Source organism: Neisseria sp. MVDL19-042950, from assembly GCF_030504625.1.
GTDB lineage: Bacteria > Pseudomonadota > Gammaproteobacteria > Burkholderiales > Neisseriaceae > Neisseria.
The window spans coordinates 51,231-76,689 of sequence record NZ_JAUKWH010000010.1 but is presented as its reverse complement, the minus strand read 5'-3'; the positions used below and the strand labels follow the sequence as shown (position 1 = coordinate 76,689).

The window sequence follows — 25,459 nt, the reverse complement described above, 5'->3', positions numbered from 1 at the left end:
CTTCCTAGAAAAATTACTTATTAAAATGCAACAAACTGAGTAGGATTCACAGGTTTGCCGCTTTGACGCACTTCAAAATGAAGTTTAACACGGTCGGCATCGGTATTGCCCATACGCGCGATTGTTTGGCCGCGTTTCACAGTCTGGCCTTCTTTTACCAACAGATTTTGATTGTGACCGTAAGCAGTTAGGAAAGTGGTATTGTGCTGAATGATAACCAGATTACCGTAACCGCGCAGTCCGGAACCGGCATAAACCACCTTACCGTCGGCAGCCGAAACCACAGCTTGCCCCGCAGTGCCTGCAATATCCACGCCTTTGCTGCTGCCGCCGAATTGAGTGATGATGTTACCCGCGGTAGGACGCTGCCAAGTAATGCCGGAAACGGTGCGCGTACTGCCCGTCGATACGGTCGGAGTCTTCACAGGTTCGGCGGCGGGAGCGGGTTTGGCCGGCGTTGCAACCGGAGCGGGTTTAGATGCAGGAGCGGGAGCAGGAGTAGAAGCTGAAGCCGTGCCGGCAGGAGCAACGTAGCCTGCGGGTTTCACACGCAGGGTTTGGCCTACGCTGATGGTGTTGTCGGCCAGATTATTCCATTCGCGCACGTTGTCTTGAGTAATATTGTAGCGTTTGGCGATATTGTAAACCGTGTCGCCGCGCACAACAGTGTGGGTAGCGGCATTGATGTCGACTGGTGCATTAGAAGGTATGTAAGCACCGCCACCGCTGCTTACCGGAGCACTGCTGGCGGGAGGCGGAGTATAAGGCTCGGGCGTAGCAGCGCTTGTGCCCGCCGCATTCGGCTCGTAAGGTGTTGCGCCATACGGATTGTTTTTACCGGTTTGCGAAGATACCGAACCTGACGTGCCAGCCGTAACGGGAGCTGCGGGCTGCTGAAGCCATGAACAGGCACCCAACATTAAAATCAGGGCAGCCGAACCGGTGTGAAATGCGGTTTTTTTCAACATATTTTCTTACCTTCTGTTTGGTTTGAATTCGGAATCGCGGCATATCATAATCAAATTATGCCTTGCTCTCAAGTCTTTAGGATTTAAGTATCCATACCGCTGACTAACGGTACAAAGTTGGCTTCCTGCACACAGGTTTCGCGGTATCCCTGAGGCGTTTTTTCAATCAGCCACAGGTATTGTATGCCGCCTTCGTCAAGCGGCAACACCATGCGCCCTCCGATGGCAAGCTGTTGCAATAATGCAAGTGGTATTTCGGAAGGTGCGGCAGTAACCAGAATGCCGTCGAACGGAGCCACTTCCGGCAATCCGAGATAGCCGTCGCCGCAAACCGTGCGTGCTTTGGCCAACAATCCCGCCGCGCGCAAATGCTGCTTGGCACGTTCGTGCAGCGGGCGCAAGCGCTCCACCGAATAAATTTCCGGCAGATCCAATGCGAGAAGAACGGCGGTCTGATAGCCGCAGCCTGTACCGATTTCCAATACCCGCCGCATGTTTTGTGGAGCACTCCCCAACAATAGCTCCGTCATTTTGGCAACGGTGTAAGGCTGGGAAATCGTCTGCCCCAAACCGAGCGGTAGCGACATTTCGTCGTAAGCGCGGGTTTGCAGAGCTTCTTCAACGAAAAGATGGCGCGGTACACGGTCCATCGCCTGCAAAACATACTCGCCGATGCCCATTCGTGCCAAACGTTCAATCATGCGGCGGCGGCGGTTTTCAAAGCCTGTCCAATTCGCTTGCATCACGGCATCACCCCCTGCCAAAAACCGGCTACACGTGCCATAGCGTCGTAATCGGTCAAATCGATTTGCAGCGGCGTTACGGTGATATAGCCCGCTTCGCTTTCGGCAAAATCGGTACCGCCATCGCGGTCGGACACATCTCCGGCCGGGCCGATCCAGTAAACCGATTCCCCGCGCGGATTGCGGGTCGGCACGACACTCTGCACATGGTGTCTGCGCCCCAAACGGGTAATCCTGCATCCTTGAATATCTTCGGGCGCAACGGCGGGTATGTTCACATTCCACAAAACCGGCTGCTTGGGAGGATTCTTTAACAAATGCTCCAGCATCATCCAAACTGCTTTTTCGGCGGTTTCCCAATAGCGGCCGCTAAAATCGTTGAGGGAAAACGCTACGGCTGGGATTCCGAGCAGAAATGCTTCGGTGGCGGCGGCGACCGTGCCCGAATACAGTGTGTCATCACCCATATTGGCACCATTGTTGATACCCGAAAGCACCAAATCGGGCTTGAATTCGGGCATTGCGTGCAAGCCGAGGTGAATACAGTCGGTAGGTGTGCCGCTCACGTAATAAAAGCCGTTATCCGCTTGACGGATATGCAGCGGCCGGTCGAGCGTAAGCGAATTGCTCACGCCGCTGCGGTCGCGTTCGGGGGCGACCACGCGCACGTTGGCGAACTCTGCCGCAACACGCGCCAAAATAGCAATCCCCGGGGCGAGATAACCGTCGTCGTTACAAATCAGAATATTCATGGCTTACCTTATTTTCAGACGGCATTAATTCTACCGATTGCCGCGTGGAGTGTCTATTTTGCCAATGGTAAGTTTTATCGGCATAATTTTGTTGATTTTCCAACCGATAAATTTTTCAGACGGCCTGTATTTGTATTGTATTCCCTCCAAACCCGAATAGGCCGTCTGAAACAGGTATAATCAACTGCAAACACAACTTGGCCATCATTATGACTTACGACATACTGATTATCGGCGGCGGCCTCGTCGGTGCGGCGGCAGCCGTTGCGCTCAAGCGGCAGGGACGGGATGTCGCCCTTTTGGAAATCCGTCCTCCCGAAACCGATGCCGCCCTGCTCGAAAACGGCTGGGACGCACGCATTTATGCCGTCAGCCCCGCCAACCAATCCTTTTTGCAATCGCTTGAGGTCTGGCCGTCTGAAAGCCGTATCCAGCCGGTTGCCCGCATGGACGTTCGCGGCGACAACGGCGGACGCATTGAGTTTAATGCCGCCGATATCCATGCGCCGCATTTGACCTGCATTGCCGAAAACCGCTGGCTGCTCGCCGGCTTGTGGCGGCAAATCCGCACATTGGGCATTCCCGTTATTACCGAAACCGCCGAAAAACTGGAAACTAATATTCAGACGGCCTCTCTTACTTTGAAAAGCGGCAAAACGCTGCAAGCCAAATTGATTATCGGGGCGGACGGTGCAAATTCATGGGTGCGCGGCCAAGCAGGTATTCAGGTTAAAGAAAATCCCTACCACCATCATGGCGTGGTGGCGAACTTTTATACCGAAAAAGACCACTGCGGCACAGCGTTCCAATGGTTTAAAAACGGCGAAGTGCTGGCTTATCTGCCACTGCCCGATAAAAAAATCTCCATCGTTTGGAGTACGGGCGAACCGGAAAAACTGACTTCCCTCGGCCCCGAAGATTTGGCCGCAGCGGTTACGCGGCAAGGCGAAAACATACTCGGCAAACTTTCGCCGCTCTCGCCGGCTTTTGCTTTCAACTTAATCCTGCGCCGCCCCGAATCCACCGTCGCACAACGCATCTTATTGATGGGCGATGCGGCACATACCATCCACCCGCTCGCCGGACAAGGTGTCAATCTGGGATTCGGCGACGTGATCGAGTTCGCTGAAATCAGCCGCAATGCACCCGATATCGGCGCATACCAACTTTTGAAACAATATGCCCGAAACCGTTTGGAACCCGTCCGCACCATGCAGCTCGGCTGCGACGGCCTGTTTCATTTGTTTGGCGGTAAAAACCTCCCTGCCCTGCCGTGGCTGCGGAACACCGGCTTGAATCTGGTCAACGCCGCACCGGCGGTAAAAAACCGTTTGATCAAACATGCGATGGGGCTATAAGCACCAAGCCCTCGGAGGCCGTCTGAAAACCCGATACGCCATTCAGACGGCCTTATCTTGAATTTTCAAACGGCAGCCCATTTTTAATTGGAAATAGAATATTATTGCAACAACCGCTTAAACTTTTATCCGGCTTAAACGGGAAACGGAAATTTTATATGCGCATCACACTCAGCATCTTAGTATTGGCCTTAAGCTGTTTTGCTCGAGCGGAACAACTGCCTGCCGGCGCAAATACCAAACCTTTGGGCTGGGCCACCGTCGTCAAACGCGATGCCAATCTCTACCGCGTCGACCATTTGCTGTTCCGCAGCGAACAACCGGTAAACGACGATGTGGCCACGATTGAAAAACTGGGTATCAAAAGCGTGGTAAACCTGCGCTTTTTCGACCGCAACAACAACGACACCCTTTTGGCAAACCGCAATATCGCCTTAATCAACAGCCCCCTGCTGACATGGCGCATCCGCCCGCAAGACATTGCCCAAACGCTGTTTCTAATCGAGCAGCAACAGAAAAAAGGCCCCGTGTTGGTACACTGTTACCACGGGGCGGACCGCACGGGCTTGATTTCGGGAATGTACCGCATCGTTTACCACGGCTGGACGGTCGACCAAGCCAAAGCCGAAATGCTGCAAGGCCCCTACGGTTTCCACAGCATTTGGAAAAACATCGAAAGCCTGTTCAGCCACGACAATGTAGAACAAGTAAAAATCCATCTGAAAACATTACGGGAACAATCAAAAAATAATTAACGGAGAACACAACCGGCTTGCCTGCCGCCCTGCCTGACAGATATTTACCGACAAACTGCAATCCGCCGCCTTTACCATGCAGTTTCCCACTAACCGAAGACAGGCCGTCTGAAAGGAGAAAACATGCCCCCGCTCCCCCGTTTGCCCATTCCCGATCTCAACGAAACCTGCAAACGTTATCTGAAACAAGTGCGGCCGCTGCTGACCGACGAAGAATACAAAAAAACCGTAGCCGCCACCCGCTATTTCAAATCCGCCCGCGGCAAAGGCCCCGAACTGCAAGCGGCCCTTCAAAAATTTGATAACAACGCCGAAAAAAGCTGGCTGATTGATGCGTGGCTGGAGAGCTATTTAAAAACCCGTACTCCCCTTCCGCTAACCAGCAATGTCGGTTTTGCCGTTCAAACGCTCGGCAAAGGGCCGGCGGAATGGACTGCCGCACTGGCTTCCGTATGCGCCGACTACCGCCACAACCGCATTCCAACACCGAAAACGCCGCAAGGCACGCCCGTCTGCATGGAGCAATGGAAAATTCTGCAAGGAGCCTGCCGCGTTCCCCGTCAGGGAACCGACGGCTATCATTTCGCCCCGCAAGGCAGCCGTCATATCGGGATATTGCACAACGGCTTTTACTACCGCATTACCGCGCTCGACGAGCAATTCGAAGCCTATCATCCCGATACGTTCAAACAGGCTTTCGAGCAGATTCTGACCGACTCCGACAACAACCCTTTCCCCGTCGCCGTTCCCTGCTATTTGGGCGGAGACGAAACCGCTGCCGTATACGAAACCCTGCGTTTGGAGGCCGATAATGCCGAGCTGGTCAAATATATCGAAAACGACCTATTCCACATCAGCATCAACCAAGAAGACCTCGATGCCGATGCCGACCTCGCCCTCGCCACCTTCGTGCCGCAACAAAACGTGTGGTGTTACAAACCCGCCACTTATTGTTACAACACCGTTACCCGACGTTTATTCCTGCATTGCGAACATGCTTGGGAGGACGGCGGCGCACTCAAAGGCATCGTCGTGCGTGCCGCGGAGCATCTAAACAAACCCGCCGGCAAAACCATTCAACCGGCGGTCAACCGTTACCAATGGCAGTTGGACGAAACCCTGCAACACAATTGGGCGCAATGGCAGAAAAACTATGCCGCCCGCGCCGCCAAAATGAGCGTGCTCAGCATCACCGTTCCGTTTAACGGCCACAGTATTCCCGCAGGCATCAGCCAAGATGCCTTGATGCAGTTTTTGCTGCAATATGCGCAGCTTTCCACCTACGGCGATGTCCGCAACACCTACGAAGCCGTCGATGCCAGCCATTTCAAGAGCGGCCGCACGGAGTGCGTGCGCCCCATTTCCGACGAATCGCTGGCTTTTGTGGCAGGGCTTTTGCGCGAACAACCCGGCAGGGAGGCATTGGATGCCGCCCTCGCCGAACACAAAGCCCGGGTCAAAGCCGCCAAGCAAGGGCGCGGAGCCAACCGCCATCTGCTCGGGCTGCAACTGATGGTGCCAGAAGTATGCAGCCGCGTGCCGGCATTCTTCCACAACGAAGGATACAAAACCTTCATTACCGATTTTCTGTCCACCTCCACCCTCGGCGACGATGCGAACACCGTCAATTTCGCTTTCGCCCCCACATCGGCGGGCGGCTTGGGCATCAATTACACGGTAACGCACGAAGGATGGCTGTTTACCGTCAGCCATCTATCCAGCCAGAAGCAGGAAGCCGGCATCTTTCTCGAATCGGTTAAACAAGGCGGAGAGCGTCTACTGGCGTTTCTCAATCCCAAAGGCCGCATAAGCGGCCGCGCGCCTACCTATATACGGTATGCCGTGCCGCCGTTTGTCGAACGTTAAGTTTTACCCAAGCCCTCAGGCCGTCTGAATCTTTTTTCAGACGGCCTTTCTTTTACAGCCCGCATCGATAGTGCTAACATGCCCACGCACCATATAAATTAAATACAAAGGAAGAAAAATGACTACTCTGCCCCGCCCCGAGGTCGATGAAAACGGCCTGCTCGAATACTCGGTCGTTTACACCGACCGCGCCTTAAACCATATGTCGCAAAAATTTCAGACGGCCTTACGCTACATTTCCTCCACGCTGAAAAAAGTCTACAACGCCGAACATGTCGCCGTGATTCCCGGCAGCGGCTCGTCGGGCATGGAAGCGGTTGCCCGCCAGCTTGCCCGCGACGAAAAATGCCTGATTGTGCGCAACGGCTTCTTCAGCTTCCGCTGGACACAGATTCTCGAAAAAGGCCGCATCGCCGCCGACACCAAAGTGCTGACCGCCAGACAACCGGCCGGCCAAGCGCAAGCTCCGTTCGCCCCCGTGCCGGTTGAAGAGGTATGTGCCGAAATAGCCGCATACAAACCCGCCGTGGTATTCGCCCCGCATGTAGAAACCGCATCCGGCATCATGCTGCCCGACAGCTATATTCAGAAGCTGGCCGAAGCCACCCATGCCGTAGGCGGTTTGCTGGTTATCGACTGTATCGCTTCGGGCTGTATCTGGCTCGACATGGAAAAACTCGGTATCGACATTTTGATTTCCGCCCCGCAAAAAGGCTGGAGCGGCTCGCCCTGCTGCGGTTTGGTGATGCTGAACGAAGCCGCTTACGGCAAAGTGCAGGCCACCGAATCCGACAGTTTCTCGCTCGACCTGAAAAAATGGCTGCAAATCATGGAAGCCTTTGAAAACGGCGGCCATGCTTACCATGCCACGCCGCCCACCGATGCACTGCTGAAACTGCACGATGTGATGAAAGAAGCGGAGGCTGTCGGCTTCGAACGTTTGCAAGCCGCCCAAACCGAATTAGGCGGCAAAATCCGTGCGCTGCTGGCGGCAAAAGGCTATCCCAGCGTTGCCGCCGAAGGCTTTGAAGCACCGGGCGTGGTGGTCAGCTACACCACCGATGCCGGCATCCAAAGCGGCAAAGCCTTTCTCGCCCACGGTTTGCAAATTGCTTCGGGCGTGCCGTTGCAATGCGGCGAACGCAGCGATTTCCAAACTTTCCGCTTGGGCTTGTTCGGATTGGACAAACTGCAAAACATCGACCGCACGGTTGCCCATTTTGAAGATGCTTTGAATAAAGTTTAAGCAGATAAACTTGAGGCCGTCTGAAAAAACTTTTCAGACGGCCTTTCATATATACACACATAACCGCACCGCACAAACGGTTCGGACGGCTCCCGATAACGCTTTCCAAAGCCCAGGCCGCTTCAATTATTCAATTGCCGAATAAAGCCTCGTGCTTACGTTTCAATTGTTGCGCATCATGCTCAAACGATAATTCCTGCAATGCCCGTTGCAAAGCCTTTTCTGCCATTTCCGCCGCAGCTTCCGACACCGAAGCCTCGGGAGCGTTGCGCCAAATACCGGCCAGCACCTTCTGCATCACCAAATCCACTTCCAATATGCCTGCACCGTCGCGCGCAATCGGAGCGAATCCGTCGCGCACCCATTCGCCGCAATCCAAAGGCTTTATCGACAAGCGGTCGTACTGCGTTACGGCACTTCCGTTGTTTTCAGACGGCCTCCCGGTCAGCAAACGCATCATGCCCGTCATAACGCTGATGGCCGTGCCGGGGTCGTTTACCGCCGGCGACAAAGCCCTTTGCGCCACTTCGCTCATCACGATAAAGCCCCAGTTCGGGTCTTGGTCGTAACTTCTTGTCTGTCCGAACACGAAACAATCGGTAAAACCATCTTCCCGCCCGTTGCCGCCCTCTATCAGCATCAAAGGCGTATCGTGCATCAACAATTCGCCCGGACGCACCAGTATATGCACATATGCCTCTGATTTTTCGGCGCGGTTTTGCAGCGAAGCCATATCGATATGGGTTAGATACCCGCTGTATCCCGCCTTTACCAAACACACCGAACTGCCGCACGTGCCGCGCCATGCCGTTCCCATCTGCGGGTTAGCGCGGAATTCGACCAAAGCCTTGTGCGCCGCCGTTTGGATTTTATTCAGCGTGTTGTCCATGCGGCCGAGCTGCGAAAGCGTATACACCCAACGTATCAACGTAACAATCAGATACACCAGCACGACAATGGTGCTGACAAACAATACAAACCGCCCGTTTTGCCCGTAAAAACCCGTGCCCAGCGCGGTTTTGGCGATAATGGCGTAAATAAAGGCGGAAATAAAACTGGCAATCGCCGTGCGGGTATTGTCGTCGCCCATCACCAGTTCGGTGGCGCGCGGAGTGGCACCGTTGGCGGCCGACGAAAATGCCGACACCATGATAGACAAAGAAAACGTGCTCACCGCCAGCATGCTGGAAGCAATCACGTCCAGCAAACCTTCCAGCGTCGACAACTGTATTTCCGGCAATACGTCGGGCGGCAGCCACACGCCCGCCAAACGCGCGGCAAAGGCGAAACATACCGCCAACACCGCCCAGCCCGCAGGCGTTACCCACAAGCGGTTACTCGGTTTTTTCAATGCCAACAACCAACGGTACATCATCATTCTGCTCCCTATATCAAAAGGCCGTCTGAAAACCCATCTTACGGATACCGACCGAAGTGCCCGTCCAAAACCGCATTAATCGACTTTCTCACCTCGCCGATATCGCGGTTGCTGTTGATAACCGCATAACGCTCGGGCGAAGCGGCGGCACGGTTCAAATAAACTTCGCGCACACGGGTGAAAAAACCGGCCTCTTCCTGCTCGAAACGGTCTTTTTCGCGGTTTTTACCGATACGCTGCATCGACACTTCCAAAGGCACGTCCAGCAAAATCGTCAAATCCGGCCGGAAACCGCCCTGCACCCAGTTTTCGAGTACGGCGATTTCTTCCAGCGGCACGCCGCGGCCGCCACCTTGATAGGCGAAAGTGGCATCGGTAAAGCGGTCTGAAACGACATTCACGCCGCGCTCGAGCGCAGGCAGAATCACATCTTCGATATGCTGGCGGCGGGCGGCAAACATCAACAGCGTTTCGGTATGCAGGCTGGCTTTGGTGGCCGGATCGAGCAGAATCTCGCGCAAGGCTTCGCCCACCGGCGTGCCGCCCGGCTCGCGGGTAAACAGCACCGGCAGATTACGGGCTTCGAACCAGTCTTTAATCACAGCCAGATTGGTGGATTTGCCGGCACCGTCGATGCCGTCGAGTGTGATGAATTGTGCTTGCATAAAAGGCTTTCCAATCATTTCAGACGGCCTCCGCGCAAGTTTGGCCGAGGCCGCCTGAAAACCGCTTAACGATAAAATGCGGCCATTATAACGCAAGGCCGTCTGAATACTGTTTCAGACGGCCTTCTGCAAATAATCCGCACAAATCAACGCTTCAAAATATATTTGCGCACTGCGGCGTTATGCTCTTCCAAAGAATGGCTGAACTGGCTCAAGCCCGTGCCGTCCATTTTGGAAACAAAATACAGGTATTTTTCTTGAGACGGATGGGCGGCGGCTTCCAGCGCGGCTTTGCCCGGCAAAGCAATCGGCGTGGGCGTTAAACCGGTGCGCGTGTAAGTGTTGTAGGGCGTATCGCGGCGCAGGTCGGCCTTGCGGATGCGGCCGTTATACGCTTTGCCCATGCCGTAAATTACCGCCGGATCGGTTTGCAGACGCATGCCGATGGCGAGGCGGTTGGCAAACACGGCGGAAACATGGCGGCGGTCGGCTTCGTGGCCGGTTTCTTTCTCGATCAAGCTGGCCATAATCAGCAGTTCGTACGGATTTTTATACGGCAGCCCGCTTTGGCGTTCGTCCCACGCCGCTTGCAGGTTGCGCTGCATCATACGGTAGGCGGTTTTGTAAATCTGAAGATCGCTGCTGCCCGCGTCGATTTCGTAGCTGTCGGGGAAAAACAGCCCTTCTGGGTTTTCGCTCAACGCATTCGGATCAATGGTTTTCAGCAGCTTTTCATTGCTCCAACCGCGGGTTTCGTGCTCGATGTCGTCCGTTTCGTTAATGATGCCGCGCATTTGCGAAAAGCGCATGCCTTCTACAATCCGCACGGTTACCGAATCGGGGCGGCCACCGCGCAAGCGTTGCAGAATCTGCCATGCGGAAACCTTTTTAGGCAGCCGGTAAGCGCCGACATGCAAGCGGTTGTGCACGCCGAGCAGATAGGCCGTGCCCAACAGCACGTGACGGCTGTAAATCACCCCGTCGTCGGCCAGCTTGCGGCCCACCGAAGCCATGCCTTGGTTTTTTTCCACTTTGACGCGGTAGCCTTTACCGTTGTCTTTCGGCACAAACAACAAAGCCGACCACGCGGCGATCAACAAAATAAAAAGGCCCGCAAGCCATTTAAACAATTTTTTCAACATGGTAGGATTCGTTCTGTCAAAATTCGGGCACAGTATAAAACGTAAAAGACGCTTAGAGTGGCATTATTATTGCTTGGCGGCGGGATTTACATGCTTTTTTTACGATAAAAGGCCGTCTGAACAAACAAACCGTTTCTTTATCTCACAACCCCTATCTTTTCAGACGGCCCCGACCACTTTGCCGAGGCCATCTGAAAATCGAAGAAAACCCTATGGAAAACAACTGGCAACAAGGCTGGTGGCAAGGCGCACGGCGCGTAGATTCACCCAATTTTTCCCCCAGAGCGGAAAACGAAACCGTTTCATTGGTGGTGCTGCACAATATTTCCCTGCCGCCGTTCGAATACGGCAACGGTGCCGTGGAAAAACTGTTTACCAACCGCATCGACCCCGAAGAACACCCGTTTTTCAGCATCCTTACCGAACTGCGCGTATCCAGCCATTTTCTGATTACGCGGCAGGGAGAAGCCGTCCAGTTCGTATCGTGCGGCGATGCCGCCTACCACGCGGGGGTTTCGTCTTTCCGCGGCAAAGAAAAATGTAATGCGTTTTCAATCGGTATCGAAATCGAGGGCTGCGATTTTGAACCTTTTACCCCCGCCCAATATCAATGTTTAAACACCCTTTTACCTGCGATTGCAGAGCATTACCCGATCGAAGCGGTAACCGGCCACCAAGATATCGCCCCCGGCCGCAAAAGCGATCCCGGCCACTTTTTCGATTGGGAAAAAATACGGCGGCTCGGCATTCCGGTCGTACTCGGCGAAAACTGACCGCACCGCATTCAGACGGCCTTTGCAAACCTTAAAATCCGGCTGCCGTAAGAGCAAATAAAGTACGGTTTTTCCCGCCCGCAAGCTGCCAGCAGGCCCAAATTTCGCTATAATCTCCGCAATTGCACCGACCAACCATTCAAACACGGGTTCACAGATTATTATGAGTGAAACAACGCTGATTATTCTCGTTTTAGGCTTGGCCATCATCCTCGGCATCATCGCCTACAACATGTATCAAGAAAACAAATACCGCCAGCAGGTGCGCGAGCAATTCGGCCATTCCGATAAAGATGCGCTGATGGGCAGCAAAACCGATTTCGTGCGCGACGGCAAATCGCAAGAGCAAACCGGCGTTCCCATCCGCCCGCTGCGCCAAAAAGACATTTCGGAACCCCAAGACGACACACCTGCAATGGTGCAGCCGAAAGACGACTTGTTCGCCGCCCGGGTATCCGCCGCGGCCGCCAGCAAGCCCGACATCGAAATCGAATTCGAAGACGATTTCACCGAAACCGTTATCAAGCCCGAGCTGAAACCCGCCGAAGCCGCTTTCGACTTCAAACAAATGCCCGCCCCCGTGTTTTCGCAAACCAAACTTTACGGCAAGCGCAAACTGCTGCTGGATTTGCAGGATTTAACCAAACTCGAACTGCCGTGGTTTGACCACCGCTTCGACTACATGGCCTACATTTCCCTGAGCGAACCGCAAGAGCTGCACTCCATTCCGCGCCTTGCCGGCCGCCACCGCTTCCAAATCACCGGCTGCACCATGGACGACCGCTTCCAAATCGCCGAACCGATTCCCAGCGTTTACTACCAAGGCTTCATCATCGGCCTGCAAGCCATCAGCCGCAGCGGTTTGGCCACCACTCAGGAAATCGAGCATTTCGGCGCGCAGGTCAACAGCTTTGCCGAAAAAATGAACGGCGGCCTGCTGCTTACCGACGTGGAAACCTTCCTGAACATCGCCCGCCCGCTCGACGAACTGTGCGCCCGCGTCGACCAAACCATCGCCATGCATCTGGTTTCCCGCGGCACCGTAAGCGGCATCGAACTGCGCTCGGCCGTAGAAAGTTTGAGCTTCGAGCTCGGCGTAGACGGCGCGTTCCACCTGCCCGACGAAAACGGCGAACCGCTGTTCAGCATCGTTACGCTCGACAACGCACCGTTTACCTCCAGCCTGCTTTCCAGCCAAGCCTACCGCGGCTTCAGCATGCTGTTCGACATCACCCACGTGCCCGCCGGCGAAAAACAGTTCAACCGCTTTATGGATTTGGCCGTAAAACTTTCCAGCACCTTGGGCTTGGATTTGGTTAACGACAAACTGGAAGAACTTTCCACCCAATGGCTGAAAGATGTCCGCAGCTATGTGCTGGCGCGTCAGGACGAAATGAAAAAAGTCGGCATCGAACCCGGCGGACAATTGGCGCAACGTCTGTTTTCTTAATCTGCACAGCAACAGTGCAAACCATCATCAAAGGCCGTCTGAAAACTTTTCAGACGGCCTGTTTTTATTCTCCGAACCATTTCGGCATGCAGAAGGGGCATGGCAGAAAGCCCCTTTTTCTATACAATACGGCCTATCTGTTTCAGACGGCCTGTTTCATATCTTCAGATTTGAGGCCGTCTGAAAAACCACTTACCTTTTTCAGACGGCCTCATCCATGAACGACACCGCACGCCGCATTCAAGAACTCACCGAACAGCTCAACCGCTACGCCTACGAATACTACACCCTCGACGCACCGACCGTACCCGATGCCGAGTACGACCGGCTCTTCCGCGAACTCGAAGCCCTCGAAGCCGCCCACCCCGATTTGCGCCTGCCCGAAAGCCCCACCCAGCGCGTCGGCGGCATGCCTTTGGACGGCTTTGAAAGCGTGCGCCACGAAGTGCCGATGCTGTCGCTGAACAATGCTTTTTCGCCGCAAGACGAAAACGGCGCATTCGATCACGCCGAAATGCTGGCGTTTGACGAGCGCGTGCGCGGCGGATTATCCGGCATTCAACCCGAATACGTTATCGAACCCAAATTCGACGGTCTCGCCATCAGCCTGCTCTACCGCAACGGCGTGCTGGTTCAGGCGGCCACGCGCGGCGACGGCACCACCGGCGAAGACGTTACCCAAAATGTGAAAACCATTGCCAATATTCCGCTGAAACTACGCGGCGACAACCTGCCCTCGCTGCTTGAAGTGCGCGGCGAAGTGCTGATGCTCAAAGCCGATTTTGCCGCCTTAAACGAGATGCAGGCGGCCAACAATCAAAAACTGTTTGCCAACCCGCGCAATGCTGCGGCGGGCAGCCTGCGCCAACTCGATTCGCGCATCACCGCCAAACGCCGTCTGCATTTTTTCGCTTACGGCATCGCCCGTATCGAAGGCGGCGCACGTTTGGAAGAGCATATTCAAGAGCTGGCTTATTTGTCTGAACTCGGTTTCAGCCTGCCGCACAGACAATTCGGCGTTTTCCCAAATATCGCCGAAATACTGGCATTTTACGAACAAATGTCGCAAAAACGCCCCGAGCTGCCGTATGAAATCGACGGCATGGTGGTGAAAGTGAACAGTTTGGCGCAGCAGGAAACTTTGGGTTTCGTTTCCCGCGCACCACGCTGGGCCATCGCGCACAAATTCCCCGCCGAAGAAGCCTTAACCGTGGTCGAGGAGATTGACGTGCAGGTCGGCCGCACCGGTGCCGTTACCCCCGTCGCCCGCTTGCAACCGGTGTTTGTCGGCGGCGTTACCGTAACCAACGCCACGCTGCACAACGAAGGCGAAACGCAGCGCAAAGACGTGCGCGTGGGCGACACCGTAGTAGTGCGCCGCGCGGGAGACGTGATTCCCGAAGTAGTGCGCGTGGTGTTTGAACGCCGCCCGACGCAAACCGTTACCGAAACCGTTTCAGACGGCCTGCAAGACGATTTGTTTGCCGAACCCGCCGCAACCGCCGCCGAGCAACCCGTTTACCCCCAATACCGCCTGCCCGAACGCTGCCCGATCTGCGCCAGCGAAATCGAACGCGAAGAAGGCGAAGCCGTGGCCCGTTGCAGCGGCGGCATGTTGTGTCAGGCGCAGCGCGCGCAAGGGCTGATTCATTTTGCTTCGCGTAAAGCGATGGACATCGAAGGCTTGGGGCAACGCCAAATCGAGCAATTGGTCGCCCAAAATCTGGTGCAGCATTTCGCCGACCTCTACCGTTTGGACGTGCCGACTTTGCAGTTGATGAAAGAAAACGCCGATAAGGAGCAGGCTGCGGACACCGGCGGCACGGTTTCAGACGGCCTCAAAACAACGGCGAAAAAACAGTCGCCAACCAAATGGGCGGAAAACATCCTCGCCGGCATCGAAGCCAGCAAACAGCCCGAGCTGGCGCGATTCCTGTTCGCCCTCGGCATCCGCCACGTCGGCGAGCGCACGGCCAAAGTGCTGGCGCAGGCGTTTGGCACGCTGGAAAAAGTACGCCGCGCACCCGAACCGGTGCTGGCCTGCCTGCCCGACATCGGTGCCGTCGTCGCCCGTTCCATCGCCCATTTCTTCGCCCAAGAAGAACAGCAAGCCATGATAGACGAGCTGCTTGCCGTCGGCGTTATCCCGAAAGATCAAGCCGTTACCCTGCCGCTGGTGCAATATGTCGAACCGCAAAAATGGCTCAGCCGCCTACCCGGTTTCAAAATCAGCGAAACCAAAGCCGCCGCCTTGTGGGATTTGGCCGGCAAAAGCATAAACGGCCTGCTGCACGACCAAGCCCTGAACAGCGATTGGCAAAGCTGGCGCAGCCAAACCGCCCATACCGCCCTTTTATTGTCGATGCAGCAGTTTCTCGACCACATGCCGTCTGAAAACGAACCAACCGTTTCAGACGGCCTCAACCAAGCCGTTGCCGGTAAAACTTTCGTACTCACCGGCACGCTGCCGACGCTGAAACGCGACGAAGCGCAAGCCATGATCGAAGCGGCGGGCGGGAAAGTATCAGGCAGCGTATCGAAAAAAACCGACTACGTGGTCGCGGGCGAAGCGGCGGGCAGCAAACTGGAAAAAGCCCATGCGCTGGGCGTGGCGGTGTTGGATGAAGCGCAGTTGACGGCTTTATTGAATCCGTAACGCCCGCTCAAGTTTTTTTATTTGGAAACTTCCAGTACAATTTAATAGTTAGGCCGAATCTATCGCAAACTTTATTATTCGAAACTTGTCATATTGCCAAACACATTTAAGGAGACATGATGAAACCGATTAAAAAAGCCGTATTCCCCGTTGCCGGTATGGGCACCCGCTTTCTGCCGGCCACCAAAGCCAGCCCGAAAGAAATGCTGCCGATTGTCGACAAACCGCTGATCCAATATGCCGTAGAAGAAGCCGTGGCCGCAGGCTGTACCGAAATGGTGTTCGTTACCGGCCGCAACAAACGCAGCATCGAAGACCACTTCGATAAAGCCTACGAGTTGGAAACCGAGCTGGAACACCGCAATAAAGAAAAACTGCTGGCACATGTACGCAACATTCTGCCGCCCGAAATTACCTGCCTGTATATCCGCCAAGCCGAAGCATTGGGTTTGGGGCACGCCGTGCTGTGCGCCAAAGCCGCTGTCGGCGACGAGCCGTTTGCCGTGATTCTGGCCGACGACTTGATCGACGCACCGCAAGGCGCATTGAAGCAGATGGTGGATATCTACAACCAAACCGGCAACAGCGTTTTGGGCGTAGAAACCGTCGACCCGTCGCAAACCGGTTCATACGGCATCGTTGAAATCGAAAATCTGAAAAACTACAAGCGCATCACCAATATCGTTGAGAAACCGAAGCCCGAAGAAGCGCCTTCCAATCTGGCCGTGGTCGGACGCTACATTCTCACGCCGCGTATTTTCGACCTGCTCACCAACCTGCCGCGCGGCGCAGGCAACGAAATCCAACTTACCGACGGCATCGCCCGCCTGCTGGATCACGAGTTTGTGCTGGCACATGCTTTTGAAGGTACGCGCTACGATTGCGGCAGCAAAATCGGTTATCTGGAAGCCACCCTCGCCTACGGTTTGAAACACCCCGAAACCGGCGACGCTTTCCGCGAGTTGCTGAAACAGTACGCAGAAAAAGCGTAAACCAAGCCGTATAAGCATTATCTGCCGTCAACAAAGCAAAGGCCGTCTGAAAACTTTTCAGACGGCCTTTAGCCTTATCCGGCATTTCACACGGCCAAGCCGCTTCCCGGAGCTTTTAGAATCCGGCTTGCTTCTCCAACGTTTCCACCAGTTTTTCATCAAGATTCAAGGCTTGTGAAAGCTGGGATAAAAACACGATTTCTTTGCGTGCCAAATCGCCGCAAACCATACGCGCAGCCAGATACGCTTCACTGGCCAAAGCAGGGTTGTTGCCGATTTCGCGGGCGATGTCGGCCGGTGTTGCGGGACGGGCGGTTTCGGCAAGCAACCATTGGCGGGTCGACGGATCGCCGCCGCTTTCATTTTGAATCAACTGTTGTTCCTGCTCGTCAATCAAACCGTCGGCGGAAGCGGCGGCAATCATCGTGCGCAGAATAATTCGCCCTGCATTTTCCGCATCATGGCCCACGGGCTCAAACGCAGCCTGATTCAAAACGGCTTGGTTATCGCCGTTATTGCGCTGCCAGCTTTGATAAGCATGGTAAGCCAAAGCGCCCAAAGCAGCCATAGAGCCCGCCGACACTATTTTTTTGGTATTTTTATTTTTCAAAAACATGGATACCAAACCCGCCGCAGCCGCACCGCCTCCGATCTTCATCAAAGTATCCTTGCCGTTACTGCCGCTGCCGCCTGTTTTTTGCTGCACGCTGCCTAATACCTGATTTAAAAGATTGTTGAAATTCATACCTTTCCTTTCATATTGGGAGAGAATTTATCGGAATATCCGCCAACACACCGAAAACGATAGCCGCCGATTTTCCACACTACGGCAAATAAACTTATTTTTGATGCAAACCGGTAAGCAGCAACGATACAAAGTACAAAACCGATTCTGCTGCCGACTAAACGGCTTACAAAATCGCGCTCTTTGGCCTAAAGCGCAGTAACAAGTCAAAATTTATTTACCATACCGTTCATAACGGCTTTCAATAAATGTAAATGGGCTGCTTCTTCAAAATGCCAAGCCGCCGCATGGTAAGAAAATGTTGCCGCGAGTTAACATTTAACCGTGCTGTTTTGCCTTGCCTTTTCCCATCAGGCCGTCTGAAAACCCTTCCGATTCGCAGCCTTTGCTATGGGCACCGCTTCCAAACTGTAAATCGGGGCGGTTTTCATTACCAAGTCGTACCAAAGGCGCAGGCGCGCCGCCCGCTCCCGCGCATGTGTTTTCCATCCTGTTTTCATGCCGACCATGCCGGCGTTGTAAGCCCAAGCCTCTATACCACACGCTTTGGCCTGCACCAATGCACGCTGATTGTGGAAAGGCTGTGAAACGATACAAAAGCTGCTTTCGGGAAAACGTCCGGCGCAACGGATAATACTGTCGAGTGTGCGCAGCCCCGCCGTATCCTGCCAAATCACAGTTTCGGGCACGCCTGCCGCACATAAATCGTTTTGCATGCAGACGGTTTCGCTGGGGCAATGGTTGATGCCGCTGCCTCTGACGATAAACGCTTTAACCTTCCCTCTCCGCCACAATTCCACCGCCGCTTCGATACGATAATGGTAATAGCGGTTAAGCATGCGGGTGTTTTCCACATATTTCGCCGTGTCGAGCACCAACCCGAAATCAGCCTGAGGAATTTCGTCAACCCGCCGATAGCTGCGTTTGCGGGCTGCGAACGTTATATAAACATCGGCAGCAACCAAAATAAATAATCCAAATGGCAAAAAATACAACAATCCCGCAAGCATTTTCAGACGGCCAATAAAAAATCAGATTTTTTGATAATACTCAAAAAATCTGACTTCGTGTTGCTGCGGCTTTTACGGCTGTATGAGCCCCTGCCCTTTTTATTCCGATAAACCTTGTGCCGGAAAAGATTAGACTTCACCAGAGCTTTCAAAGTGTTATCGTTAACTTCACCTTTATTTATTTCGGTTTTCCTTCTACGCATACCGTTCCTTTTCAAACTTTTTCAGACGGCCTGCATGGTAGCAGAGCCGTTTTGAACAACCGCAACAATATCAAAATTTCTGCCAATCGAAAAAATTTTCCCTTTTCAATAATAACCGATTATCTTTTATTTAATACCGAATATCATAAAATATGAACTTTGATTTATAATAACCAAAATTTTTAAACACAAAAATACATAAATTTACTTTACGGGAAAAATTATGGCCGCTTATACGCTGAATATCATCCGCAACGGGAAAACCGAAGCCATCGCTTTGACAGACGGTGAAACCGTCACGCTGACCGCCCAACCCAACACCCGCTACCAATTGTTGGACGAGCAAGGTATTGTGGTTGCAGAGCCGGATTCGAAACTGGTCAATCAGGATTTATGGGTTTTTCTTGACGAGCATTCAAGTGAAACGCCCCGTTTGATTCTGAAAAACTATCAATCAAACTTCCCGGTGCAAGACAGCCAATACTTAGGCCGTCTGAACAGCACATTCATTACCGCCGCCGATGATATGATTATTCCCGAAGAAGCGGTAACTGCGCAAGAAATCACCATCGGCGGTTCATTAAGCGGTTTGCAAGTAGGCATGGGGGCAGCCGCCCTTTTAGGCGCAGCCGCCCTCGGTCTGGCGGCCAGCGGCGGCGGCGGAGGTAAAGGCGGCAATACGGAAAGCCGATCCGGCTCCGAATCCAAACCCGCTCCGGTAATCACATTCAATTCGATTACCGCCGATAATGTGATCAACCTCAGCGAATCCAAACGTGCCGTTATGGTTTCAGGCACGGTATCCCATGCCGGCGAGGGAGACACGATTACACTGCGCATCGGCGATGCCGAATATCTGGGTAAAGTACATAACGGAACCTTCGAAGTCGAAGTAGACGGAAAAACTCTGGCCGTACACCAAGAAATCAGCGCAACGGTAAGTTCGGGCGGCGTGGCGGCAGGCAATGCCGTACACAGCTACAAAGCCGATACCGCAATGGAAAAACCCGTGATCACTTTCGATTCGGTTACCGAAGACAATATCGTCAATAAAACCGAATCGGAGCATGAAATTACCTTGTCCGGCCAAGTAAGCAACGCTCCCGACGGCAGCCTGCTCACGCTTACCATCGGTAACGACACCGTCAACGCTTTGGTTAGCGGAGGTTCATTCCGCGCCAACGTCAGCGGCGGCATACTGGCCGCCAACAACAGCATTACCGCCGACATTACCGTGCGCGACGAGGCAGGCAATGCCGTTCAAAGCACCAGTATCCACCGCTATCGCGTCGATACCGAAATAGCCACGCCGGTTTTAACCATCAATAATATTACCGAAGACAACGTCATCAATATTGAAGAGTCGAAAGGCAAAATTACCATTACCGGCCAAGCGGAAAATGTGCAAGACGGGCAAGAAGTGCTGGTTACTTGCTCCTGCTCCAATTGTGCGGGCAACCCGATGTGGATCGAGCTGTATACCAAAGTAATGAACGGCACATTTAGCATTGATTTCAACGGCAGCGACTTGGTCGGCCGTACGACCGTTACCGCCCAAGTTACCGCTACCGATGATGCAGGCAATCAAGCCACCGCCGAAACCCACAAAAACTACACCACCGACCTCACGCCGCCCGAAACGTCTATCCGTTTGGATGACATCACGGCCGACAACGTCATCAACCGTGCAGAATCTGCCGACAATGTAACCATTTCCGGCAAAGTGGACGGAGAATTCCGGCAAGGCGACAACGTAACGCTGACCGTCGACAATCAAACGCACCAAACCGCGGTTGATGCCGAAGGCAGATTCAGCACCACGGTTTCGGGTTCACTGCTGTCCGAAAACAAATCACCGACGGTACATGCCAGCATTGATGCCCATGATTCGGCAGGTAATGCGGGCAAGGCCCAAACCAGCACTTCATACAGTGTCAAAACCGAAAATCATATTCAAATTGAACTGAATGCCCTTACCGCCGATAACTTAATCAATGCGGGCGAAGCGAAAAAATCCGTTACGCTCACCGGCCGCGTGGCAGGTGATGATGCCGTAATCGGCCAAAATGTTGTGCTGACCGTTAATCATAAAACGTACACCGCAACAGTTAACACCGATAAAACTTTCAGCACCGAAGTAGCCGGCAGCGATCTGGTTGCAGATAAAAACTATACCGTTCAGGCCGTCTTAAACAGTAAAGACCGGGCAGGCAACTCATTGAATGCCGAGGCTTCGCACGCGTATAAAGTAAGCGCCGAAGCCGCAGCATCGGTAAAAATTACCGCCATCGAAAACGGCCATACCTTGATTTCCGACCAAAGCCAGCCGCTTATCCGCATCAACGGCAAGGTCAACCTTTCCGGCGACTTCGCACAAGGGCGCAATCCCGAACGCTTGAACGGCATCACCTTAAAAATCGGTGAGAAATCATACCGCCTGCCTATCAATGAAGACGACCAAACCTTTCACCTTGATGTGCCGTCTGAAGAATGGGCCAAGTTGAGCGGCAAAGAAATCCACTACGACTTTCACACCGAAAGCCATATTTTCTCGCTCACACAAACCACTAACCAGCAAAACAAACCTGTTTACCTTATTCATAAGATAGAAACACCCAAACTGGATGCACAACATGTCGAATTAAGCGGCAATGCTTTGACTAAAAACGATAACGGCACTTATACCGTAGCCCAAACCGAGGCCATACCAACCGTTACCATACGCGGTATTGCAGACGGCAGCGCTAAAGAAGGGGATAAAGTGCAGATTGCCGTTGGTAAAGAGCACTATGAAGCTGTCGTTCAAGCAGACAAAACCTTCAGCACAGCCATTCCTGCGGAAAAATTGGCGGCCAATGCCGGCCACACCGTTACCGCAACACTTGCCACCCAAGACAACACCGGTAACAACATTACCGTTACAAACAGCATGGGCTACACGGCACCGCATGCGACAACCGGCGAATTCGTCAGCCAACATGGTGCGTTATCGCCTGATAAACTACCCTACTTCATCAACGCGATCGACATGCAAGGCAACTGGGGGCATATGCACAAAAACCCCACCGGCAAAGGAGGCGCCAATCTTACCTATCACTTTGCAACGACAGAAGAAATCCAAGCCGAGCCCAGCCGCGCCGGTGTAACCAATCAGATTACCTATTCGGATCATGCCCGCACTGTCGTTAAAAATGCTTTGGACACCATTAGCAAATATGTAGACATTACTTTTACCGAGAAAGATACCAATCAAAAAACGGATATCAATTTCTACATGGGCGATATGCCTGAAAGTTTCAAACACAACTCCGGCTTCGCCTATATCGGCGGCGATGTTTACTGGAGCAAGGGCTATTTCCAAAACACCGGAGACCGTTTCCGCTATTACATTTCCACCCATGAAATTATGCACTCGCTGGGCGCGAAACATACCCATGACGGCGGCAAAGTCGTTCTCAGCGAAGACGAAGACAGCCTCGGCGTATCCAATATGTCATACAAAATGTATAACGATTTTTCCGGCACCGATGATTTGCGCCTGTATGATTTGGCTTTCCTGCACTACCGCTACGGTGTCAACCCCAATGCCCGCAAAGGAAACGACACCTATACATTCAAAACCTTTAACGCCTTATCCGCCGATGCCGATATCTACATCTGGGACGGTGCAGGAATAGACACATTTGATGCTTCCAACGAAACCCAAGGTGTAAACGTTGACTTGACACCCGGCTCATGGATTTATGCAGGTGAAAAATCCACCAATAAAGACGGCGTGGAACATTTCGCCGTGCGTGGAAAAACCGTTTGGAACCGAAACACCTATTTCGACTTGGATCCTGCGACAGAAATTCGAGGAGTAACCGGACAAATCACTTACAACGATTTTACCGACAAGCAAGCCTTTATCGGATACGACACCCAAATCGAAAACCTGATCGGTTCCGCCCACAACGATACACTGCACGGCAATAAGGCCGATAACGTTATCTACGGTGGTAAAGGAGACGACCAAATCAACGGGGCGGCCGGCAACGATTACATCGACGGCGGAGCCGGAGCCGATACTATGGAAGGCGGCAGCGGTAACGATACTTATGTTGTCGACCATCAAGACGACAAAGTAATCGAACAAGCAAACGAAGGCACCGATCACGTGCACAGCCACATTGATTACACCTTAACCGATAATGTCGAACACCTGACCCTGCTCGGTTCCACCACCATCAAAGGCACGGGCAACGCTCTGGATAATACCTTGCAAGGCAACAATGCCGACAACATCCTAAACGGCATGGCGGGCAACGACCGAATTATCGGCGGCGGCGGTAGCGACACTCTAACCGGCGGCGAAGGAAAAGACACCTTTGTATTCGATTCCCCGTTAGATGGAAGCGTTGATACCATTACCGACTTTTTGGTCGGCACAGACACCATCGAACTGTCATCGGCCATTTTCGGCAATGTGAATACAACCATGACCGATTTCATGAACTACATCACCTACAACGCCAAAACAGGCCATCTGAGCTACGATAGCGACGGTGTCGGCGGTGCAGATGCCATTCATTTTGCCACTTTAGATAAAAATCTGGAGCTGAGCCAAAGCAGCTTTATCATCGGATAAGGCCGCCTGAAAATATCCTTGCTATCAAAACAAAGGCCGTCTGAAACTTTTCAGACGGCCTTTTCAAACTCTTAATCAACGCGTTACCGGTTTATAGCGAATCCGTTTCGGTTTGGCACCCTCTTCACCCAAACGGCGTTTTTTATCGGCTTCGTATTCCTGATAGTTGCCGTCGAAGAACACCCATTTCGAATCACCTTCGCAAGCCAGAATGTGGGTGGCGATGCGGTCGAGGAACCAGCGGTCGTGCGAAATCACCATCACGCTGCCGGCGAATTCCAGCAAAGCATCTTCCAGCGCACGCAGGGTTTCCACATCCAAATCGTTGGAAGGTTCGTCCAGCAGCAGCACGTTGCCGCCCGACAGCAAAGTTTTCGCCAAATGCAGACGGCCGCGTTCGCCGCCGGAAAGGTTGCCGGCAATCTTGCTTTGGTCGCTGCCTTTGAAGTTGAAACGGCCCAAGTAAGCGCGGGCGGGGATTTCAAACTGGCCGACTTGCAGAATATCGCGGCCTTCGGTGATGTTGTCGAACACGGTTTTGTCGTTTTGCAAACCTTCGCGGCTTTGGTCAATCAGCGACATTTTCACGGTTTGGCCGATTTTCACTTCGCCGCTGTCCGGCTGTTCTTTACCGGCAATCATTTTAAACAGGGTCGATTTACCCGCACCGTTGGGGCCGATGATGCCGACAATCGCACCGGGCGGCACTTTGAAGCTCAAATCGTCGATTAAGAGCTTGTCGCCGAACGACTTGCTCACGTTCACAAACTCGATCACTTCATTACCCAAACGCTCGGCCACGGGAATAAAGATTTCCTGCGTTTCATTGCGTTTTTGGTATTCGTAGTTGGACATTTCTTCAAAGCGGGCCAAACGCGCTTTGGATTTGGCTTGGCGGCCTTTGGCATTTTGGCGCACCCATTCCAACTCCTGCTTCATGGCTTTCAGGCGGGCGGCTTCGGTTTTAGCTTCGTTTTCCAAGCGTTTTTCTTTCTGCTCCAGCCAAGAAGAGTAATTGCCTTTCCACGGAATGCCGTGGCCACGGTCAAGCTCGAGAATCCATTCGGCGGCGTTATCCAAGAAATAACGGTCGTGCGTAACGGCCACTACGGTGCCGGGGAAGCGCACCAAAAACTGCTCGAGCCACTCCACCGATTCGGCATCCAAGTGGTTGGTCGGCTCGTCCAACAGCAGCATATCCGGCTTGCTCAACAACAGTTTGCACAAGGCCACGCGGCGTTTTTCACCACCGGAAAGATTGCCGATTTTGGCATCCCATTCGGGCAGGCGCAGCGCATCGGCGGCAATTTCCAATTCATGCTCCATACCGCCGCCGCTTGAAGAACCTGCGGCGATAATCGCTTCCAAACGGCCCTGCTCTTCCGCTAGCGCATCAAAGTCGGCATCCGGATCGGCATATGCAGCATAAACTTCTTCCAAACGCTTCTGTGCAGCCACCACTTCACCCAAGCCGCTTTCCACTTCTTCACGCACGGTTTTTTCAGGATCCAGCTCCGGCTCTTGCGGCAGATAGCCGATTTTGATGCCGCTCATCGGCACGGCTTCGCCTTCAAACTCTTTATCCACACCCGCCATAATGCGCAACACAGTGGATTTGCCCGCGCCGTTCAAACCGAGCAGGCCGATTTTCGCGCCCGGAACAAACGACAATGAAATATCTTTGATGATGGTTTTTTGCGGCGGCACCACTTTGCTCACGCGCAGCATGGAATAAACGTATTGGCTCATAATTTTCTCTTTAACGATAAATAATATTTTCAGACGGCCTATATAATCTTTAAAGCCGTCTGAAAAACAATCCTGACTTTATTTTTTAATACCGTAAAACCAAATCATATCAAATATGCATAGCCATTTGATTTGGATGTTCAATTCGATAAAAGATTATCTGATGAAACAACAAGCCGTATCACCATACACTAATTCAATAGATCAACCAAATGATGATTACCGCATGTAAAATGCGAATCTAAAATAAGGCTGATGTACGATAAAACTGAAAATACTGGCGGATAATCCAACTTAAATTTCCCATCGATTTTCCCCTATTTTAACCGAACCACAGGAAAATCATATAGCGGTCTAATGGTTTAGGCCGTCTGAAAACAA

The 25,459-nt window shown here is 53.1% G+C and carries 19 protein-coding genes; 9 read left to right on the top strand and 10 right to left on the bottom strand.

The features are described from left to right. Nucleotides 1–20: 20 nt before the first annotated feature. From Q0X97_RS09375 to surE, 3 genes are all read right to left on the bottom strand, one after another. Nucleotides 21–968 carry a peptidoglycan DD-metalloendopeptidase family protein gene (locus Q0X97_RS09375; protein ID WP_302066702.1) on the bottom strand — a complete coding sequence of 316 codons (948 nt, stop codon included), beginning with the start codon at nt 966–968 and terminating at the stop codon, nt 21–23. Nucleotides 969–1,051: 83 nt separating this feature from the next. Then, nucleotides 1,052–1,711 (bottom strand): protein-L-isoaspartate(D-aspartate) O-methyltransferase, encoded by a 660-nt coding sequence (locus Q0X97_RS09370; RefSeq protein WP_302066713.1) that lies wholly within the window; start codon nt 1,709–1,711, stop codon nt 1,052–1,054. After that, a complete protein-coding gene (gene surE / locus Q0X97_RS09365; RefSeq protein WP_302066701.1) occupies nt 1,711–2,463 on the bottom strand; it encodes a 5'/3'-nucleotidase SurE in 753 nt (250 codons plus the stop codon). Before surE ends, Q0X97_RS09370 begins: the two co-directional genes overlap by 1 nt. A 209-nt stretch (nt 2,464–2,672) precedes the next feature. Between surE and Q0X97_RS09360 the strand changes: the two genes are divergently transcribed. The 4 genes from Q0X97_RS09360 to Q0X97_RS09345 all read left to right on the top strand — a co-directional run bounded on the left by Q0X97_RS09360 (nt 2,673) and on the right by Q0X97_RS09345 (nt 7,688). Beyond that, the gene (locus Q0X97_RS09360) at nt 2,673–3,821 is read left to right on the top strand and encodes an FAD-dependent monooxygenase (protein ID WP_302066700.1); all 1,149 of its coding nucleotides are present in this window, start codon (nt 2,673–2,675) and stop codon (nt 3,819–3,821) included. 158 nt (nt 3,822–3,979) lie between these two features. Beyond that, nucleotides 3,980–4,576 carry a tyrosine-protein phosphatase gene (locus Q0X97_RS09355; protein WP_302066699.1) on the top strand — a complete coding sequence of 199 codons (597 nt, stop codon included), beginning with the start codon at nt 3,980–3,982 and terminating at the stop codon, nt 4,574–4,576. A gap of 123 nt (nt 4,577–4,699) precedes the next feature. Next, on the top strand, nt 4,700–6,442 hold the full coding sequence (locus Q0X97_RS09350) for a choline/carnitine O-acyltransferase (RefSeq protein WP_302066698.1): 1,743 nt from the start codon (nt 4,700–4,702) through the stop codon (nt 6,440–6,442). Nucleotides 6,443–6,560: 118 nt separating this feature from the next. Next, nucleotides 6,561–7,688 carry an aminotransferase class V-fold PLP-dependent enzyme gene (locus Q0X97_RS09345; RefSeq protein WP_302066697.1) on the top strand — a complete coding sequence of 376 codons (1,128 nt, stop codon included), beginning with the start codon at nt 6,561–6,563 and terminating at the stop codon, nt 7,686–7,688. 130 nt (nt 7,689–7,818) lie between these two features. On the opposite strand, the gene Q0X97_RS09340 is transcribed toward Q0X97_RS09345, so the two are convergent. The 3 genes from Q0X97_RS09340 to mltG form a co-directional block, all read right to left on the bottom strand. Next, nucleotides 7,819–9,066, bottom strand: a complete 1,248-nt coding sequence (locus Q0X97_RS09340) for a DUF2254 domain-containing protein (RefSeq protein WP_302066696.1) — start codon at nt 9,064–9,066, stop codon at nt 7,819–7,821. Nucleotides 9,067–9,104: 38 nt separating this feature from the next. Next, entirely contained in the window at nt 9,105–9,731 is a 627-nt protein-coding gene (gene tmk / locus Q0X97_RS09335; protein WP_302066695.1) for a dTMP kinase, read from the bottom strand. A 146-nt stretch (nt 9,732–9,877) separates the two neighbouring features. Beyond that, complete coding sequence (gene mltG / locus Q0X97_RS09330; RefSeq protein ID WP_302066694.1) at nt 9,878–10,873, bottom strand: endolytic transglycosylase MltG; 996 nt, start codon at nt 10,871–10,873, stop codon at nt 9,878–9,880. Nucleotides 10,874–11,085: 212 nt separating this feature from the next. Between mltG and ampD the strand changes: the two genes are divergently transcribed. From ampD to galU, 4 genes are all read left to right on the top strand, one after another. Beyond that, nucleotides 11,086–11,646 (top strand): 1,6-anhydro-N-acetylmuramyl-L-alanine amidase AmpD, encoded by a 561-nt coding sequence (gene ampD / locus Q0X97_RS09325; protein ID WP_302066693.1) that lies wholly within the window; start codon nt 11,086–11,088, stop codon nt 11,644–11,646. A gap of 163 nt (nt 11,647–11,809) precedes the next feature. After that, on the top strand, nt 11,810–13,096 hold the full coding sequence (locus Q0X97_RS09320; protein WP_302066692.1) for a cell division protein ZipA C-terminal FtsZ-binding domain-containing protein: 1,287 nt from the start codon (nt 11,810–11,812) through the stop codon (nt 13,094–13,096). A gap of 217 nt (nt 13,097–13,313) precedes the next feature. Beyond that, nucleotides 13,314–15,752 (top strand): NAD-dependent DNA ligase LigA, encoded by a 2,439-nt coding sequence (gene ligA / locus Q0X97_RS09315; protein WP_302066691.1) that lies wholly within the window; start codon nt 13,314–13,316, stop codon nt 15,750–15,752. A gap of 119 nt (nt 15,753–15,871) precedes the next feature. Beyond that, nucleotides 15,872–16,744, top strand: a complete 873-nt coding sequence (gene galU / locus Q0X97_RS09310) for a UTP--glucose-1-phosphate uridylyltransferase GalU (protein WP_302066690.1) — start codon at nt 15,872–15,874, stop codon at nt 16,742–16,744. A gap of 115 nt (nt 16,745–16,859) precedes the next feature. Here galU and Q0X97_RS09305 read toward each other — a convergent pair whose 3' ends face one another. The 3 genes from Q0X97_RS09305 to arfA form a co-directional block, all read right to left on the bottom strand. Next, on the bottom strand, nt 16,860–17,489 hold the full coding sequence (locus Q0X97_RS09305) for a tellurite resistance TerB family protein (RefSeq protein WP_302066689.1): 630 nt from the start codon (nt 17,487–17,489) through the stop codon (nt 16,860–16,862). Nucleotides 17,490–17,839: 350 nt separating this feature from the next. Further along, nucleotides 17,840–18,475 (bottom strand): vancomycin high temperature exclusion protein, encoded by a 636-nt coding sequence (locus Q0X97_RS09300; protein ID WP_302066688.1) that lies wholly within the window; start codon nt 18,473–18,475, stop codon nt 17,840–17,842. 26 nt (nt 18,476–18,501) lie between these two features. Beyond that, complete coding sequence (gene arfA, locus Q0X97_RS09295; protein ID WP_302066687.1) at nt 18,502–18,702, bottom strand: alternative ribosome rescue factor ArfA; 201 nt, start codon at nt 18,700–18,702, stop codon at nt 18,502–18,504. A 223-nt stretch (nt 18,703–18,925) separates the two neighbouring features. On the opposite strand from arfA, the gene Q0X97_RS09290 reads away from it, so the two are divergent. Further along, entirely contained in the window at nt 18,926–23,329 is a 4,404-nt protein-coding gene (locus tag Q0X97_RS09290) for an Ig-like domain-containing protein (protein ID WP_302066686.1), read from the top strand. Between the two features lie 75 nt (nt 23,330–23,404). On the opposite strand, the gene ettA is transcribed toward Q0X97_RS09290, so the two are convergent. Further along, a complete protein-coding gene (ettA, locus tag Q0X97_RS09285; protein ID WP_302066712.1) occupies nt 23,405–25,081 on the bottom strand; it encodes an energy-dependent translational throttle protein EttA in 1,677 nt (558 codons plus the stop codon). Nucleotides 25,082–25,459: the final 378 nt, after the last annotated feature.

What these genes read in the sequence shown, in the direction of transcription:
- Q0X97_RS09375 (WP_302066702.1), bottom strand. Translation starts at nt 968, where the DNA reads ATGTTGAAAAAAACCGCATTTCACACCGGTTCGGCTGCCCTGATTTTA.
- Q0X97_RS09370 (WP_302066713.1), bottom strand. Translation starts at nt 1,711, where the DNA reads ATGCAAGCGAATTGGACAGGCTTTGAAAACCGCCGCCGCCGCATGATT.
- surE (WP_302066701.1), bottom strand. Translation starts at nt 2,463, where the DNA reads ATGAATATTCTGATTTGTAACGACGACGGTTATCTCGCCCCGGGGATT.
- Q0X97_RS09360 (WP_302066700.1), top strand. Translation starts at nt 2,673, where the DNA reads ATGACTTACGACATACTGATTATCGGCGGCGGCCTCGTCGGTGCGGCG.
- Q0X97_RS09355 (WP_302066699.1), top strand. Translation starts at nt 3,980, where the DNA reads ATGCGCATCACACTCAGCATCTTAGTATTGGCCTTAAGCTGTTTTGCT.
- Q0X97_RS09350 (WP_302066698.1), top strand. Translation starts at nt 4,700, where the DNA reads ATGCCCCCGCTCCCCCGTTTGCCCATTCCCGATCTCAACGAAACCTGC.
- Q0X97_RS09345 (WP_302066697.1), top strand. Translation starts at nt 6,561, where the DNA reads ATGACTACTCTGCCCCGCCCCGAGGTCGATGAAAACGGCCTGCTCGAA.
- Q0X97_RS09340 (WP_302066696.1), bottom strand. Translation starts at nt 9,066, where the DNA reads ATGATGATGTACCGTTGGTTGTTGGCATTGAAAAAACCGAGTAACCGC.
- tmk (WP_302066695.1), bottom strand. Translation starts at nt 9,731, where the DNA reads ATGCAAGCACAATTCATCACACTCGACGGCATCGACGGTGCCGGCAAA.
- mltG (WP_302066694.1), bottom strand. Translation starts at nt 10,873, where the DNA reads ATGTTGAAAAAATTGTTTAAATGGCTTGCGGGCCTTTTTATTTTGTTG.
- ampD (WP_302066693.1), top strand. Translation starts at nt 11,086, where the DNA reads ATGGAAAACAACTGGCAACAAGGCTGGTGGCAAGGCGCACGGCGCGTA.
- Q0X97_RS09320 (WP_302066692.1), top strand. Translation starts at nt 11,810, where the DNA reads ATGAGTGAAACAACGCTGATTATTCTCGTTTTAGGCTTGGCCATCATC.
- ligA (WP_302066691.1), top strand. Translation starts at nt 13,314, where the DNA reads ATGAACGACACCGCACGCCGCATTCAAGAACTCACCGAACAGCTCAAC.
- galU (WP_302066690.1), top strand. Translation starts at nt 15,872, where the DNA reads ATGAAACCGATTAAAAAAGCCGTATTCCCCGTTGCCGGTATGGGCACC.
- Q0X97_RS09305 (WP_302066689.1), bottom strand. Translation starts at nt 17,489, where the DNA reads ATGAATTTCAACAATCTTTTAAATCAGGTATTAGGCAGCGTGCAGCAA.
- arfA (WP_302066687.1), bottom strand. Translation starts at nt 18,702, where the DNA reads ATGCGTAGAAGGAAAACCGAAATAAATAAAGGTGAAGTTAACGATAAC.
- Q0X97_RS09290 (WP_302066686.1), top strand. Translation starts at nt 18,926, where the DNA reads ATGGCCGCTTATACGCTGAATATCATCCGCAACGGGAAAACCGAAGCC.